This is a genomic window from Deltaproteobacteria bacterium, assembly GCA_017302835.1.
In the GTDB taxonomy this organism is placed as follows: domain Bacteria; phylum Bdellovibrionota; class Bdellovibrionia; order Bdellovibrionales; family Bdellovibrionaceae; genus UBA2316.
In genome coordinates this window covers 264370-279852 of the sequence record JAFLCC010000001.1, presented here as the reverse complement: position 1 = coordinate 279852, position 15483 = coordinate 264370, and the positions used below count along the sequence as shown (strand labels likewise).

General features: G+C 34.5%; 17 protein-coding genes. 6 read left to right on the top strand and 11 right to left on the bottom strand.

All coding sequences use genetic code 11. The features are described from left to right. Positions 1-8 precede the first annotated feature (8 nt). The 7 genes from J0M15_01345 to J0M15_01315 form a co-directional block, all read right to left on the bottom strand. Positions 9-446, bottom strand: a complete 438-nt coding sequence (locus J0M15_01345; protein MBN8535672.1) for a hypothetical protein — start codon at positions 444-446, stop codon at positions 9-11. Positions 447-489: 43 nt separating this feature from the next. Beyond that, complete coding sequence (locus J0M15_01340; GenBank protein ID MBN8535671.1) at positions 490-960, bottom strand: hypothetical protein; 471 nt, start codon at positions 958-960, stop codon at positions 490-492. After that, positions 957-1667 carry a 4-hydroxy-tetrahydrodipicolinate reductase gene (locus J0M15_01335; GenBank protein MBN8535670.1) on the bottom strand — a complete coding sequence of 237 codons (711 nt, stop codon included), beginning with the start codon at positions 1665-1667 and terminating at the stop codon, positions 957-959. Before J0M15_01335 ends, J0M15_01340 begins: the two co-directional genes overlap by 4 nt. Continuing rightward, the gene (locus J0M15_01330) at positions 1664-2542 is read right to left on the bottom strand and encodes a 4-hydroxy-tetrahydrodipicolinate synthase (GenBank protein ID MBN8535669.1); all 879 of its coding nucleotides are present in this window, start codon (positions 2540-2542) and stop codon (positions 1664-1666) included. Before J0M15_01330 ends, J0M15_01335 begins: the two co-directional genes overlap by 4 nt. A gap of 35 nt (positions 2543-2577) precedes the next feature. Further along, positions 2578-3465 carry a diaminopimelate epimerase gene (dapF, locus tag J0M15_01325; protein MBN8535668.1) on the bottom strand — a complete coding sequence of 296 codons (888 nt, stop codon included), beginning with the start codon at positions 3463-3465 and terminating at the stop codon, positions 2578-2580. A 228-nt stretch (positions 3466-3693) separates the two neighbouring features. After that, positions 3694-4539 (bottom strand): hypothetical protein, encoded by an 846-nt coding sequence (locus J0M15_01320; protein MBN8535667.1) that lies wholly within the window; start codon positions 4537-4539, stop codon positions 3694-3696. 23 nt (positions 4540-4562) lie between these two features. Next, positions 4563-6866, bottom strand: coding sequence for a DNA translocase FtsK 4TM domain-containing protein (locus J0M15_01315; protein ID MBN8535666.1), 2304 nt, complete (start codon positions 6864-6866; stop codon positions 4563-4565). A gap of 105 nt (positions 6867-6971) precedes the next feature. On the opposite strand from J0M15_01315, the gene J0M15_01310 reads away from it, so the two are divergent. From J0M15_01310 to J0M15_01295, 4 genes are all read left to right on the top strand, one after another. Then, on the top strand, positions 6972-7610 hold the full coding sequence (locus J0M15_01310; GenBank protein MBN8535665.1) for a radical SAM protein: 639 nt from the start codon (positions 6972-6974) through the stop codon (positions 7608-7610). A gap of 77 nt (positions 7611-7687) precedes the next feature. Next, positions 7688-8020 (top strand): site-specific DNA inversion stimulation factor, encoded by a 333-nt coding sequence (locus J0M15_01305; GenBank protein ID MBN8535664.1) that lies wholly within the window; start codon positions 7688-7690, stop codon positions 8018-8020. A 47-nt stretch (positions 8021-8067) separates the two neighbouring features. Further along, on the top strand, positions 8068-9471 hold the full coding sequence (dnaB, locus tag J0M15_01300; GenBank protein MBN8535663.1) for a replicative DNA helicase: 1404 nt from the start codon (positions 8068-8070) through the stop codon (positions 9469-9471). 103 nt (positions 9472-9574) lie between these two features. After that, the gene (locus J0M15_01295; GenBank protein MBN8535662.1) at positions 9575-9772 is read left to right on the top strand and encodes a hypothetical protein; all 198 of its coding nucleotides are present in this window, start codon (positions 9575-9577) and stop codon (positions 9770-9772) included. Positions 9773-9828: 56 nt separating this feature from the next. Here J0M15_01295 and J0M15_01290 read toward each other — a convergent pair whose 3' ends face one another. The 3 genes from J0M15_01290 to rpsF are packed head-to-tail and all read right to left on the bottom strand — an operon-like array spanning position 9829 to position 11678. Beyond that, on the bottom strand, positions 9829-10272 hold the full coding sequence (locus J0M15_01290; GenBank protein ID MBN8535661.1) for a 50S ribosomal protein L9: 444 nt from the start codon (positions 10270-10272) through the stop codon (positions 9829-9831). A 21-nt stretch (positions 10273-10293) separates the two neighbouring features. Beyond that, positions 10294-11229, bottom strand: a complete 936-nt coding sequence (locus J0M15_01285) for a DUF2232 domain-containing protein (protein MBN8535660.1) — start codon at positions 11227-11229, stop codon at positions 10294-10296. Next, the gene (gene rpsF, locus J0M15_01280) at positions 11229-11678 is read right to left on the bottom strand and encodes a 30S ribosomal protein S6 (protein ID MBN8535659.1); all 450 of its coding nucleotides are present in this window, start codon (positions 11676-11678) and stop codon (positions 11229-11231) included. Before rpsF ends, J0M15_01285 begins: the two co-directional genes overlap by 1 nt. 166 nt (positions 11679-11844) lie before the next feature. Between rpsF and J0M15_01275 the strand changes: the two genes are divergently transcribed. Together J0M15_01275 and J0M15_01270 are read left to right on the top strand one after the other, a co-directional pair. After that, entirely contained in the window at positions 11845-12537 is a 693-nt protein-coding gene (locus tag J0M15_01275; protein MBN8535658.1) for an FHA domain-containing protein, read from the top strand. 60 nt (positions 12538-12597) lie between these two features. After that, positions 12598-13476 carry an alpha/beta hydrolase gene (locus J0M15_01270; protein ID MBN8535657.1) on the top strand — a complete coding sequence of 293 codons (879 nt, stop codon included), beginning with the start codon at positions 12598-12600 and terminating at the stop codon, positions 13474-13476. Positions 13477-13502: 26 nt separating this feature from the next. Here the strand turns inward: J0M15_01270 and J0M15_01265 are convergent, their stop codons facing one another. Then, positions 13503-15299 (bottom strand): hypothetical protein, encoded by a 1797-nt coding sequence (locus tag J0M15_01265; protein MBN8535656.1) that lies wholly within the window; start codon positions 15297-15299, stop codon positions 13503-13505. Positions 15300-15483: the final 184 nt, after the last annotated feature.

Below are 15483 nucleotides of genomic sequence, written 5' to 3'. Positions count from 1 at the left end.
TCAGAATCTTAGAAAGGTTTAAAATCGTCAAACATATTGCGATTATCGAGACTTTTGAGGAGTTCCTTCTTCAGGTCCTTAGCTAGGGATTCTGAAAGAACCTCATCATCTCCTGCCAATTCATACTCATTTCCCTCGACAAGAGTCTCAACAACCGCATTAACAACAATTTTATAGGGTCGCCTTTCGCCTAGGATGGTGATATGGGCGTAACGTCTTTCTTTACCTTTTTTAGCAGACTCAAGAATTCTTCCCTTTTTATCCATGAATTCTGTAATTAATTCTCTTCCGTTTTGAGAAATCGACTTGGGTTCTCCAAACATTTTAAAAATAACTTTTCTTGTCTCAGTTAAACTTATATCTGATTCATTAATAACAGCTCCCGTAGGAGTCACACAACTTATTAGAAAAAAAAAATTAATGAAGATAATAAAATTTTTAAACATTAAAACAATTAAGTCTTTAGCTCTTAAAAATGTCAAGACAGAATCAATCTAAAAAAAACTTACCCTGATATAAAAAATCTAAACCCTCAATATTTCTCTCCAGATCACATGTTTTTAAAGTTTTACGATAAATAGGATGAATGTATTCCGGCCAGATCTCTGCTGAACAGTGAAGAATCAAAGAGTCCAAATAGAGATTTGGATGTGGAAGAGTTAATTGCGGAGTTATTTTCGTTTCTCCATCATAGGCCAATAATTCTATTTTAAAGGAGTTATAGCTATTTAATTTTTGAATATTGATTTTTACTTTTAATTCCATTGAAGGGATAGTCGTCCTTACTTTGGCAACAAACTCTTGAAGATCATAGAGGTCAGAGAGCTTATTCGTTCTTCTTTTAAAAACAGAAGAAACTTTTTCGATATCAAATTTTGATTTAAAATCTTGAATAAATGCTTTGATTTTATCTTTTGAATCCAAGGTACTAAACTGAAAGCGAATCAGGCAACTGTTCACAACAAATCTTTCAACTCATAAAAGCCATTTGGTTTCCCTAACAGTTTTAATCCTGCGAACATAGCTCCCTCAGCAAAAACTCGACGATTAAGCGCTTGATGCTCAAATGTGATAACCTCTTGCTCTGACATAGCCCATATCTTATGAATTCCAAAAATACCACCACCTCTTATCGAAACCGGAGGAGGAGCTTCTTTTTCAATAACATCGACCAATTTATTTTGTAATGTTACTGCCGTGCCACTGGGTGCGTCCTTTTTTCTTCGATGATGAAGCTCTTCTATTTGAAAATCAAAATGTTTAATTCTCTTAAAGACGTTTAGGGCTTCTGCTAATACAGCAATACCAATACTCATATTTGAAGACCACAAAATGGGACACTTTCCTGCAGCCTCCTTAAGAATTTCTTTTTGTGCTGGAGTCAAACCCGTAGTTCCCGAAATAATAGGTTTATGAAAGCTAGCCACCTGAGGAATAAATTTTTCAAAACTTTCAGGCAAAGAAAAATCGATCCAAATATCAACCTTTTCTGCTAAAGAATAATTGTTTTCAGAAGTAATATCTAAAGCCTTATTCAAGTATCCCGTAGGTTTGTTTTTTGCATAAATACCAAAGAAAGGGATATGTTGCTTCTCTTCAATTATAGAAATTAATTCTTTCCCTATTTTACCAGAGGCACCAATAACTCCGATATTTAATGACTTCATAATAAACCCACATTTTTCATTTCTTCTTTTAATGCTTCTGAATAGACTTCCTTGAGTTCTACCAATGGCAAACGGCATTCAGCGCTTTCAATTATTCCCATAAATTCCAGAGCCTTTTTTACTGGAATAGGATTTGCCTCAACAAAAAGTAAGTTAATAAGTCTTTCATATTTTTTTATTTCTTTTCTAGCTTGTTCTAATTGATTATTTTTAACAAGAGTTGTCCAATCCACAAATTGATTGGGTATAATGTGACTTGCAACTGAAATCACGCCATGCCCTCCAACGCCAAGAAAATCTACGTAACTAGCGTCATCACCTGAAAGCATAAGAAATGATTGACTCATTAAATCCAAGATTTTTTCTGCGACATCCATTTTTCCAGATGCTTCTTTAATCCCTATCACATTGGGTTCAAGAGAAATCTTTTTTACTGTTTCTGGGTCTAAAGAAGTAATCGTTCGGCCGGGCACGTTGTATAGGATCACTGGTAAATTGGTTGATTTAGCAACAGCCCTAAAATGCAATTCTAGTCCTCTTTGAGGAGGCTTGTTGTAATAAGGCACAACAACAAGGGCCGCGTCGGCACCCATGAGCTGAGCCTTTTTAGTGTTTTCTATAGTTTGACTTGTTGAATTCGTACCCGTGCCAACAATTAAGGGCAAAGAACCAGCCCAACCTTTTACCTTTTTAAAAATTTCATTCACTTCTTCACTGGACAAATTCGGAGACTCTGCCGTTGTTCCATTAATTACAAAACCATTAACTCCCTTGTTTATTTGAAACTTTACCAGTTTTTCTAGAGACGAAAAATCAATCTTACCATTTTTGAATGGTGTTATTAAAGCTGTAAAAATACCTTTGAATTTTTCCATTTTATGACCATCTCCTTACTTCTTTATACAGATTTTTATAAAACAATTTTCCCTACAAAGTGGGCTTCGCCTATTAAAAAAGGCTTTTTCGTTGTCGCCTGATTGGTTTCTACGACAAGCCTACCGCCAGGCATTTTTATTGTCGAAATTTTTTGATGATATTTTTGTTCCAAAAAAATACCCACAGCGACAGCCCCGGTTCCACAAGCAGCGGTAAAGTCTTCGACTCCTCGCTCGAACGTTACCGCCACAGCCTCTGATTTAATATCTTGAATTTTTAGCAAGGTAACATTTGTACCTCTTGGAAAAAGAGGAAGACTTCTGACTCTTGAACAAAATTTTCTTAACTCTAAATATTCAGAATATTCTTTTACCTGAATTAAAAAATGAGGAACACCTGTGTTTAAAGATAAAAAAGATTCCTGCACCAAGCTCTTGTCAAAAATAGTTTGCATTTCAAGTATCTCAGTAGGGTAATGATCTTTGATATATTTCATGAATTGATTTTGAAATTTTACAAACTCAATTTCACCTAATTCATTTTTAACTTCAGGCATTTCAATGCAAATTTTATCGTTTATTTTTTCTGCTTTTATAATTCCTGCAAGTGTTTGAAAGTAAATAATTTTCGGCTTGTTTTCTTCTGCATCACCAAAAAAATGATCACGCGAAAAAGCATAGGCACACCTTGCGGCATTCCCACACATTTCTGCACTAGATCCATCGGCATTATAAAAAGTCCAAACGATACGATCTTCTTTTTTTTCTAGAAATAACACCCCGTCGGCCGCAAAGCCCTCCGTTGGATTGCAAATTCTTTTTACAAATTCTTGAGTTGCAGAAAATTCTGTTGACGGTTTTGCTTTTGCTAACAAAAAAGTATTTCCTGCTCCAGAATATTTAAAAAATATATTAACGTCCATTAGCATTTTTTTCGTTTGGCAATAGTTGTTGTTTTTTTTGATTTTTTTCTCGCTTTTGCAAATCCTCTTGCCTATTCCCACTTGAAATAAATGGTTCTTGAAGTGGTGGCAGTGGCTTGCCTTTGACCCCACACGCGCTAAGAAATAGCTGCCACATCAATAATAAAACAAAACAATATCTGTTTTTAGTCATGTCTTTGTCTATTCTTTTTTACGATAAAGATCAATTTACTTTTCAATAAGTTCTACTAATTTTTCCAGCTCACAAAAATAAGGATCGAATTGATACTTCCATAACAAATTAGGACTCATTGACTTGCAGGCTAAAGAAGCAGGATTGTTTTTAAAAAGCAAAGTTTCTAAAACCTCAATTTGTAGATTGTTAGGATCTTTATCTTTGAATTCTTTCAATAATTCTTTACATTTATTAATTTCTTTGTTTTTCAGTTTATTTAAAAATTCTAATTGTAACCATTCGGAGCTAAATTTTTTTCTTTTAGAATCTTTATTCCTTAATATAATTTGAGCCAATTTGGCCATTTCATTATTGCAAAAGTATCCCTGCCCCAGGGTTAAGTTAATAGCCTCATCCCAAGGATTTATGGCAGCAGCATTTTCCAACACTCCTATTATGTTTTTACAATCTTTTGCTTTAATTTTTTGACGAGCGAGTTCAGAAATGATATTAAAATTATCGGGCTCCCAACTAAGGGCCTCTTCCAATTTTTGATTTGATTGATTGATGTCTGAATTTTTTAGGTTTAATGCTAACTCATAGTTTTGTTGCACTTTTTCGTTTAAAAAAAGGCCATTGATTTCTTTCAGAATTTTCTTTATTTCTAAGGTAGCAACTTTGTTCAATTTTTCTTTTTCAAGGGTCTTTAATAATAACTTGACCGCACCCAATCTGTTTTTTTTTATAATGAGCTCTTCTGCTTCTTTAATTTCTGACCTGTATTCTTTGTTTTTTTCTTTAAGACCCGCAATGAGTTTCTCTTTCCCCTCCGAAAGAAGGACTCCAAAAAAGCAAACGATATAAATGATAAAAGGAGTTGATTTTGTTTTCTTAAACATTCAGAAAGTGTGTCAGAATATTGTTAATGGTTCAAGCTGTTTACCAAAACAGATCTGGGTTTGCTTCCATTTGATGGTCCCACAACGCCTTCTTTTTCAAAAATTTCAATTATTCTTGCCGCCCTTGGATATCCCAGTCTAAACCGCCGCTGTAACAAAGAAGCGCTAACCTCTTTTTGCTCTGCAGTCCAAGATAAAATTTGATCATACATTTCATCTATATCTTCATCCCCAGTGGTCGCCAAAGAGTCCCCTTCGCTTCCTTCGAGGTTTGTTTCCAAAGCTTTTAATGCCATCGCATCGTACTCAGGGGCCCCTTGTATGGACCAATGTTCTGCTAATCCATTTATTTCTTTCTCAGATAAATAAGGTCCATGGTGGCGCATCGGTTTGGATATTCCGGGGGCTAAAAATAACATGTCTCCATTTGGTAATAACCGTTCAGCCCCTCCTTCATCTAAGATGATTCGAGAATCCATTTTTGATGCCACTTTGAGTCCGACTCTGCCTGGAATATTTGTTTTTATTAATCCTGTGACAACTTCTTTTCTGGGAGATTGCATCGCTAAAATTAAATGCATTCCAGAAGCACGGGCCATTTGCGCCAACCGTACCACACCATGCTCCACATTTTGCTTATCTACTGCCATCAAATCACCAAACTCTTCAACCACAATAACGACATAGGGTAGGGGGGCATAATAATATTGCTCAAGCTTCATCACCCCCTGGGATTCATATTCTTTATTAATTTTTTCATGTTCTAAAATCTCTTCAGCACTCAATTTTGATACTGTTTCATTAAAACCCTCAAGGCCTCGCGCTCCAAACTTACTCATGGATTTATATCGTTTTTCCATTTCTCTGATGGCCCATTTCAGCGCCGTAACGGCTTTCTTTGGGTCGGTTACAGGAGGCATTAATAAATGTGGAATATTAGCATATGCGGCCAAATCCACTTGCTTAGGATCTACAAGAATTAGTCTTAAAGTTTTGGGAGAATGTTTAAATATCAGTCCCGCAATAATAGAAGTTATCAGTACTGATTTTCCAGAACCTGTCGTTCCTGCCACCAACAAATGTGGCATTTTTCTAAGATCCACTATTTTTGGCTCTCCATTTACTTGTCTTCCAAGAGCAATAGGTAGTTTAAACTCGTCTGACCAAAAAGCTTCTTCTTCTAATAAATCCTTATAGTATACCGTTTCTCTTTTGGAATTAGAGGTCTCAATACCAACAACGTCTCTTCCGGGAATAGGCGCGATCACGCGAAGGGACTCACTCGAAAGCGCCAAGGCTAGATCGTCTTGTAATTCTGTGATCTTGCTAAGTTTCACATCCGCATTTGGTTTAAATTCAAACATGGTTACTAGGGGTCCCGGCTTGGCATCAACAATCATTCCTTCTACAGAAAAGTGTCTTAGCTTATCTGTTAAAATATCTGCCTTTCTTCTTATTTCCTTCTCTTCAATTTTAACTCTCGTTAAGGGCGGGTCATCTAATAAGGAAAGTTTTGGCATTTCCCAATTTTCGACCCTCTTCGGAGTTTTTACTTTGAGAATAACTTTCCTTCTTGGTAAGTAGTCTTCAATCTCTATCTCATTTATAGATTTAGCTTTTTCTTCTATGGGCTTTTCATCTTGTTTGTCAGATTTGTCAGGCTTGTCAAATTTGTCAGATTTAAAACTTTGTCTAAAGTTTAAATCCGTTTCTGCTTTTTTTTCTATTTCCATTTCTTTTTTAGTTTTTAATTTCTCAGATTGTTTTGAAAAAAAATCCTTTAAACCTTCTGCTGTTTTTCTTAGTGAATAGGCAATTTGATTCAAGCTTTTTTCTGAATAAAAAATAAATAAAATAACAGCGCTACACCATAAAAATATTTGCACTCCTGCAAAATTTAAAACTTTTACTAAAGCGTGTGCAATCGAAAGCCCCACAATTCCAGATAAATAAATTTTTCCGCTAAATATTTTTGTATCTGGATAATAAAAAGAGATTAGGGCCGAAAAATTTATTACTAAAAAACTTAACCAAATTAAATTGGTGTTCCTATTGTGGGTCTCGCCGCCACGAAAACTATTCCAACTTAATTTGAGAAAAGCCGCCACGATAAGCCAGGAAGAAACCCCAAAGGCCTGGTAAACAAAATCTGATAAAAAGGAGCCTATCCATCCACAATAATTTTCTGGTATTAGTTTGTTACCAATGGAATTAAGTGAGGGATCTTTGGGGTTATAACTATAGATGGCTAAGGCAAAAAACACACCCAAACCAAAATATAATATCGTCTTTACGTCTTGCCTAAATTTTTTAAAAAATGCAGTCATCTATAAAATTTACTTTTTTTTCCTCACTAAGGGTAGCTCCCATTGGGCTAGCTTGACTTTTGGATGATTTAAGTCCAGACCTATAGACCGTAACGAAGTAAATTAATGATAAAAATAAATGAAATTTTTTATAGCATTCAAGGCGAGACAACTTATTCAGGCCTTCCCACTGTTTTTGTTAGAACCACGGGCTGCCATCTTCGATGCACCTATTGCGACACTCAGTATTCTTATTATGAGGGTCGTTTTAAAGATAGTTCAGAAATTCTATCAGAAATAAAAAAGTATTCTACTAACTATGTCTGCATCACTGGCGGAGAACCTTTATTACAAAAATCAGTCCTTATTTTGATGAGTTTATTATGTGACTTAAATTATAAGGTGTCTTTAGAAACAAGTGGATCAAAAGTTATTGACCAAGTTGATCCTAGGGTTAAAATTATTTTAGATGTTAAAACCCCAGACAGTGGTGCTAAAAATAGTTTTTTGTTAGAAAATTTAAATTTTGCAAATACCTTGACTGAATTAAAATTTGTTATTTGTTCTGAAAATGATTTTAACTGGTCAGAAAATTTTTGCCGTCAACATGATTTGTTTGAAAAATACACTGTGTTATACAGTCCTTCTTATGGAAATGTTTCAGAACGATGGTTGGCAGAGAAAATTTTAAATGAAAATTCTTCCGCAAGACTTCAACTCCAATTACATAAAATTATTTGGGATCCAAACAAAAGAGGAGTTTGACCTCCATGATTTCCTCCTGTATGTATATCACCTACAAAAAACATTAACAATTAACAATTCGATTTTTTAGGAGCTCCATGACGCCCAATTTGAATAGTTCAGACAATCTCTTCGTTGCAAACCTTCAATCTGTTAGTTTAGAAAAATTAGTAAAAAGCAAACTCGAAGTTTTGTTCCAACAACAAAAAGAAGCTCAAGTTGAACTAAATGGTCTATATAACGTGGTCCTTGAACAGGTTGAAAAACCACTCCTTGAGCTAGCTTTGAAGGCTTATAATGGAAATCAAGTGAAGACTGCACAAATGCTTGGTATTAATAGAAATACTCTTAAGAAAAAAATTGATAATTATAAAATCAAAGTTAAAAGAAACTCTCTTTTAACTGCAATCCCAACAACAACTCCTCAGTAGCTTTTCTTTTTTAAAGTTACTTTTTTATTTATGGCTCGGGAGGGGAATTGAGCACACGGTTACCGCCTCAAAATTTAGAGGCAGAACAATCTATAATCGGTGGCTTGATGCTTGAGCGTGAAGCTTATGATCAAGTGAGCGATGTCATCTCTGTTGATGACTTTTATTCTCCAGCTAATCAAAAAATTTATCAAGCCATTGTGGATTTGCACGCCAAAGCAAGACCTATCGATTTAGTTACTGTTACGGATGCCCTTCAGTCTCGAAATGAATTCGATGCCATTGGTGGTTATGTTTATCTTGCTAATCTTTTAGAAAAAACTATTTCTGCGGCTCATATTGCTACCTATGCTCAAATAATTAAGGAAAAATCAACTTTACGAAGACTTATTCATACCAGTTCGCAAATTATTGAAAGCGCCTATAATAGTGATAAACAAGACGTAGACTTTATTTTAGATAAAGCCGAGTCTGATATTTTTAAAATTGGAGAACAAAAAACCACCCAGGGTTTAGTCAACTCCATGGATATTGTTAAAGAGAGTATTAAAAAAATTGAATCACTTTATCAACGCAAAGAAGATGTTACAGGTATTTCAAGTGGTTTTGCAGATCTGGATAAAATGACCGCTGGATTTCACTCTGGCGAACTCACCATCATCGCGGCCCGTCCCTCCATGGGAAAAACAGCTTTCAGTTTAAACTTGGCCTCGCACATGGCCTTAAGGCAAAAAAGAACGGTAGCCTACTTTTCATTGGAGATGGGCAAAGAAGCCGTGATGATGAGACTCCTCGCTGCTGAATCTAAAGTTTCGATGTCTGAAGTTCGAACGGGACGTATCCAAGACACCAGCTGGCCTAAGTTAATATCTGCGGCCTCCCAACTGAGCGAGGCCAAACTTTTTATTGATGATACTTCGGGAATTTCTCCCTATGAAATTCGTGCTCGTTGTCGTCGTTTAAAGGCACAGCACGGTATTGATTGTATCATGATCGATTACCTTCAATTGATGGACTTAAAACAAAAAGTGGAAAGTAGAGAGCGTGCTGTTTCGGAAATTTCAAAAGCATTGAAAGTTATTTCCAAAGAACTCTCCATTCCCGTATTGGCACTAGCCCAGCTAAATCGAGGTGTTGAAGGCCGCTCCGATCGAAGACCTATGTTATCTGATTTGCGGGAGTCAGGCTCTATTGAACAAGACGCCGATGTCATCATGATGTTATATAGAGATGATTATTACGATAAAGAAGATCCAGAAAAACAAGGACATGCAGAAGTCATTATTGGTAAACAAAGAAACGGCCCCACTGGCACCGTAAAGCTTCGTTTCGATGCTAAGTTTAACCGATTTAGAGATGCAGATCCCGAGGTCATTAATCCTCTTCCGCCACCACAGTTGCCCCCAAATCAATTTAGCAATAGACCTAAAAACTTTGCCCCTCAGGCCTAGACCATTCTCCAGACTAAGGAATAAATTATTTTCTATTGTTGTTTAGTTTCTAACCCTTTGGTCCAATTATAAAGTCTATATTTATGATAGCATGGAGGCTTGAATGGATCTAAAAGGACAAGAATTAATTTCAGAACTGAGTCTTCATTCTGGAATTGAAAGCAAAAACTTTGATTATCATTTTTCAGAAATTCTTGAAAACTATCATTTAGATCCTAAAGAATTATCACTCGATGACCTAAGAGAAATCCTCTCGAATTATTTACAAGATTTGATATTAGAAATTAACAAAAAAGGCTAGTTTTTAGCCTTTTTTGTTAGAACTTACAATAGTTTATAAATTCATTATTTTTTGAATTATGCCCTCTCGACATTAATAGAAAGCTCAGCAACTAAACCTTCGGCAAATTTAACATGAGCCTTGTGTTTTCCAAGTATTTTTATTTGTTCGTCAAGAACGATGTCTCTTTTATCTACTGAAAATCCATGTTTTTCTAATTCTTTTGAAATTTCCAAGTGAGTAATAGCCCCAAATAGCTTGTCCGTTTCTCCAGCTGTGGCTTTAAAAGTTAAAGATAAGCCACTTAATTTCGCAATCATGGTTTTCTTTTCTTCTAACGCTTTCTTCTTTTTGGCTTCAGAAACCTTCTTTAAATGGTCCCACTCTTTCACTTTAGACTCAGTCGCCTCTAAAGCTAAGCTTCTGGGAAACAAAAAATTCCTAAAATACCCTGTTGATACACTCAAAAGATCTCCGGCTTTTCCAAGATCTTTAATGTCTTTCTGTAAAATGACTTTCATATCATCCTCTCTTCTAATAAATTATATACTCTCATTTTTCAGCCAACCTGTTTTTTCCAATCTAAATCTAAAATCGATCCAAAAATCGATAAAACCTATAAATGAAAGAACTAAAAATAGTTGCCCAATAAAAATAAAATACGTAAACGCCCTAAAAAAAATACTTGCTCTTATCTTTTTTAAAAAAACTTCCAAAACCGCAAAACCTTGAAAGAAAAAAACAACAACAAAAATATTAATTAAATTTGAACTCAGGGATTGAATTATTTTAAAATATTCAAAACCTCGAGTGCCCATTTCAAAATTAAAATTCTTTAAATCTATAACACTTATTAAAAGCGCTACCAAAGCCGTCCAAATCGTAGCTTCTTTGGTTTTATATTCTAAGAAGTTTAATTTATAACTTGAAACTTGTTTTGGAAGTTTCATCCAAAAATAAACTCTTCTTTCAAACAAAAAACTAACAACCAAACTCACCAAAAATAATAAAATCACCACGGAAGGAATCTGAAAAATCAAAGCTTCCATATCTATTTCAGCGCCAGATTTAGAATTAATCATTTTATCGATAGTCTCTTTAAAATAATCCTTAAATCTTTCTAAATTATTAACTCCCTGTTCATTCAAAACATATCCGTATCCTAAAATAGAAATGACGGAACCAAGTAAAGAACTAAGTAAAATGTTCCAAGAAAAAGATATTTTTAATTTTTCTAATTCAACACTCATTCCAACCGCTAACCACAAAGAACCTAATATAAATAATAACAAATATGTTTTTGCTATTAGGGTTAAAACTAAAATCAAACTAAAAAAAAACCAATATATTAAAGGGCCATAACTTTTTCTCAAAACTCTTAAAAATGGACCCCCAAAAAACATTGTCACCAAAGAAGATAACAGTGAAAACAGCAACAGGAGACTCAGTTTCTTTGGTGTTCTACTGTTTCTGGACATTAATCTCCTGATGAAGCTGCTGCCGCTCTTGCCGCTTTTCTAGCTTGAATCTTGGCTTCTTTTTCTCTTTCCTTTTCTGCAGAGATCTTTAATTGACTCTTAAAGGCTTCAAGATGTTTAGCCAAATTTTTTCTAGAATCTAATCTCGTGTGCATAAATCTTAAAACCTTATCATTAATACGCATGGTTCTTTCAAGCTCGGCCACAGCGCTTGGCTCCGATTGAAATAAAGCATGAACAAAATAAGCTTTTTTTAATTTATTAATTGGGTATGCTAAATTTCTTTTTCCCCATGTTTCCATAGAGTAAAACTCACCCGTATAATTTTTTAGAGTTTCTTTATTTTTTCTAAAAACTTCTTTTTGCTCTTCAAGAGAAGTATCAGGGTGAAAAAGTACAACAACTTCATAATTGTTGATTAATTTTGGCCTCTTAAGGTCTAATTTCATTTGCTTCCTTCCGGTTAAAGCTCACATTCATGGCTGGTAATTTAATTCATTATTACCAATTTTTTGCGCATAACATGAGCAAGGATTGTTTCAAATACCATGTCTTTGGTCTAACCTCAAGATAAAGTTAATTGCGTGATGAGACCTTCGGTGATCAAATATTCAAATGGCCTTTCTTATCGAAATTACAGAAGGAATTCAAAAAGGTGAGCGCTTTCGGGTAGTTAATGGCGCGACCCTTGGAAGAAGAAAAGCGGATATTGCGATTAAAGATCCAAATGTCTCTTCCCTTCATGCTAAAATTGAAATGGTTCCGAATCAACCACCCATTATCGTGGATCAAAACTCACGAAATGGACTCATTTTAAATGGAATTGTTGTCTCCAGAATTACGCTCCAAAATGACACAGAGTTTATTGTTGGAGACACTCCATTTAAAGTATTTGAGGTCACAGACAAGGAGCTTGAGCGTCTGCTACCTACTAAAATTTGGGAGGAGCGTTTTTCTAATTATCTGAATTCCCACAAACCTATTTTTCATAAATCTGAGCAATTAATCCCATTTGTTCCCAAAATTGAACTCCATTTTATGCAAGGTTTACAGTTTGAGGAAACTTATCTTGTTGGTTATGGGCCTCGAAGCGCTGGTCTCTATTCTTTAGATCTAGCCATTCATGATGAAGCCTGTCCTGAGCAAGCTTTTAAGCTAATTCCAACGACCGAAGGAGCGAAAATTTTAAACTGCTCTTTAGACAAGGTTTTTCTAAACGACGATGTTTTTGAATCCTCAATATTGATTAGTGGTGATAAAATCAAAATCGGGGATACAGTAATAAATGTTCTTTTCCTAACTGCTTAACGCAAGTTCGGGAAGGAATACCGCTTTTACCCCTGAAAACACAGAAACAAGGAAACAAACTTGGTTGAAATTTTTGAGAAATCATCAGGCAAGATCAAATCATTTGATGGAAGTACCATCTACTATGAAACAAGAGGAAAAGGCGAGGCTATTGTGTTTGTCTATGGGATCGCATGTTTAATGAACCATTGGCATCATCAAATTAAATATTTTTCCAAAAATTTTTGTGTGATCACTTTTGATATTCGTGGTCACCATCAGAGCAATCCCATTACGAATCCACAAAACATCAATATATCCTCTGCCGCAAAAGACATTAACTCCCTTTTAGAAAGCTTAGGAATCAATGCGGCTCATTTTGTTGGCCACAGCTTTGGGGCTCCCATTATTTTTTCAGCCTTCAATCAGTTTCCAGAAAAGTTTCTCTCCATTAGCCTCATAAATGGTTTTTCTAGAAACCCTATAAAAGGAATGTTTGGTCTCGACGTCATCGAGCCTTTTTTTCATTTCTTTCGAAAACAATTTCAAGAATCACCCATATTTTTTACTCAACTATGGAAGTGGGCTGTTTATAATCCTATCTCCATGAGGGCCGCCGCCATGCTCGGCGGGTTTAATTTAAAATTAACACATTTTAAAGATATTGAAGTCTATGCAAAAGGAGTGGCTCACCTGGACATCCACGTCTTCCTCTCATTTTTTGAAGACATGATGAATTTTGATGGGGACATGATTTTAAAAAAGATCGACGTCCCAACTCTTATCATTTCCGGCGATGAAGACAATGTAACCCCTAAAACCTTCCAAACAGAAATGGCCACGAAAATCAAAGGCTCCGAACTCGTTCGAGTCCCTTATGGCAGTCACTGCACTCAATTAGATTTTCCAGATTATATTAACCTTAAGATTGAAAATTTTATTAATAAGACCAAAGAATAACCTGCGGATAAGTGTGTATTAAACCATTAAAATTTGAAAAATTTAAATACTTTAATTATCTCTTTTAATAATTCATTCATTTCCCTTTTCAGAATCCCTGCCTCGACTTCTAATTCAATTTTTGTTGTTTTTGCTACATTTTCCATTTTTTTCAACGCAACTTTGGCAACATCTAATCTTTTAGGGCTTCCCATTACCTCTTCTTTGATCTCAGAAATTTGTTTATCTGAAAGCCTTATCGAAACAGCAATGACTTTTTGTTTTTTAGGGTCAAATAATATCAATCTATTCCCATAAACACCATATTTTGCGGTTATGCTGGCCTCAGGAGAAGTTTGAATAATCTTACCCTGTAAATGAAAAAGATAGAACAGACTATATAACTTTCCTTGATCATATTTAAAATTTTCCATATTAAGACCATAAAACTCAGAACGAATATATTGTTCGTACACATTATTCAAAATTCGAGCTGCCACAGATTGAAGATGACTTAGTTTCGAAGACTCAATGGTGTTTGCCTCTAATCCATATTCTAAGTTTTCCAATAAACTTTGACTTTCATCACTTAGATTTAATTTTCTATTCGTTAATTTATCAACCTCTTCAATATAATTTTTAAGATATATTCCAACATATTTTCTTGAAAGAACCGGGTCTTGGGTTAAAGATATAATTGACTGAAAATCATATAGCGCGAAATGTATTCCAATTTCTTTCCCCCTTTTTCTAGCTAAATATGAATTATCCTGAAAATATTTATTTAACACCATGTCTATCGACTTCGTTAAATTTAAATTTGCGTTTTGATCAAAAACATAATTATCGACCATCATGTCTTGTATATCTTTGAAAACAAAATCCGTTATTTTTCCTGTTAACGGATCAAGTTCAATTAATGTGTTTTGGGTGTGATTTTGAAGGTAAACTCCTAATTTAAAGTTCTGATTTGCAATTTTCTTAGCCAGTGCTGGTAAGTATTCTCTTTTAACCCACTCCTCTTTATTTATTTTCATTAAACTTGCCATTTGTTCAATTAAATCTGATCCAATAAAACCATGAAGTGGGTATATTTTTCTTGCAGAAGAAAATGAAGCTGTTATTTCAGAAACATCACGAAGTAAATAACGATTATAAAAATTTCCAACCCTAATAGTTACAACCGACTTCTCTTTCAGTATTCTAAACTCTGATGAATTTAACTCATCAAGTATGTCAGTTCCAATAACTCCTTGTTTCATATGTCGATTCGAATAACTATCCATCTTTAAAACAATTGGAGTGAAACTACCTTGAGGATCCCAAATTAATATCGACGACCTACCAGATAATTTAACAGCAAGTAACTCTTTTGTTGGCATACCAAATTTTTCTATTAAATAAGCTACTTCTTTTTTGGATGTGGCTTTAACGAAATAGGAAATTGTCTCTGTTTCGGTTTCAGAATCAAATAATACTAATTTTTCATTTCTATTTAGTTGTATAGACGTAAAGACATCATTTTCATTTTGATCACGAGGCACTTTAAACTTCAAAAGTACAAATGTTGAAAGTTCGTCTTTTTCTATATTTTTTGCATTTAAAAGATAAACATTTTTTTCTCTTTCATATTTCAAAAATTCAACCCAATTTGAATCTAATCCATAAAAAGGGTCCATTTCTGATAAATTATATCTAGAGGCAAAAGACGTTTTACTGTTAGCGTCCTTATATTGATCAATTTTTTCGGATGACTTTTTATAATTTCTTTTACACAAATCTTCAGAGAAAACATTAAAAGTAAAAAACAACATCATTAATAATACTTGGAAAACTTTACTCATCCTCATAATAAATACAAGTTTGATGCCAAAAAATCTTGACTCAAAAAAGAAAATAATTTGATTTAAATGAAAGAATTCGATATCTTACATGCTTATAGCATAATAGAGAATCCATGCAGAACATTAATTGGAACCATCTGGTTAACTATATGACATAGGATTGCCTGCACAGACCTATGCCTCA

What these genes read in the sequence shown, in the direction of transcription:
- J0M15_01345 (MBN8535672.1), bottom strand. Translation starts at nt 446, where the DNA reads ATGTTTAAAAATTTTATTATCTTCATTAATTTTTTTTTTCTAATAAGT.
- J0M15_01335 (MBN8535670.1), bottom strand. Translation starts at nt 1,667, where the DNA reads ATGAAGTCATTAAATATCGGAGTTATTGGTGCCTCTGGTAAAATAGGG.
- J0M15_01330 (MBN8535669.1), bottom strand. Translation starts at nt 2,542, where the DNA reads ATGGAAAAATTCAAAGGTATTTTTACAGCTTTAATAACACCATTCAAA.
- dapF (MBN8535668.1), bottom strand. Translation starts at nt 3,465, where the DNA reads ATGGACGTTAATATATTTTTTAAATATTCTGGAGCAGGAAATACTTTT.
- J0M15_01320 (MBN8535667.1), bottom strand. Translation starts at nt 4,539, where the DNA reads ATGTTTAAGAAAACAAAATCAACTCCTTTTATCATTTATATCGTTTGC.
- J0M15_01315 (MBN8535666.1), bottom strand. Translation starts at nt 6,866, where the DNA reads ATGACTGCATTTTTTAAAAAATTTAGGCAAGACGTAAAGACGATATTA.
- J0M15_01310 (MBN8535665.1), top strand. Translation starts at nt 6,972, where the DNA reads ATGATAAAAATAAATGAAATTTTTTATAGCATTCAAGGCGAGACAACT.
- J0M15_01305 (MBN8535664.1), top strand. Translation starts at nt 7,688, where the DNA reads ATGACGCCCAATTTGAATAGTTCAGACAATCTCTTCGTTGCAAACCTT.
- J0M15_01295 (MBN8535662.1), top strand. Translation starts at nt 9,575, where the DNA reads ATGGATCTAAAAGGACAAGAATTAATTTCAGAACTGAGTCTTCATTCT.
- J0M15_01290 (MBN8535661.1), bottom strand. Translation starts at nt 10,272, where the DNA reads ATGAAAGTCATTTTACAGAAAGACATTAAAGATCTTGGAAAAGCCGGA.
- J0M15_01285 (MBN8535660.1), bottom strand. Translation starts at nt 11,229, where the DNA reads ATGTCCAGAAACAGTAGAACACCAAAGAAACTGAGTCTCCTGTTGCTG.
- rpsF (MBN8535659.1), bottom strand. Translation starts at nt 11,678, where the DNA reads ATGAAATTAGACCTTAAGAGGCCAAAATTAATCAACAATTATGAAGTT.
- J0M15_01275 (MBN8535658.1), top strand. Translation starts at nt 11,845, where the DNA reads ATGGCCTTTCTTATCGAAATTACAGAAGGAATTCAAAAAGGTGAGCGC.
- J0M15_01265 (MBN8535656.1), bottom strand. Translation starts at nt 15,299, where the DNA reads ATGAGTAAAGTTTTCCAAGTATTATTAATGATGTTGTTTTTTACTTTT.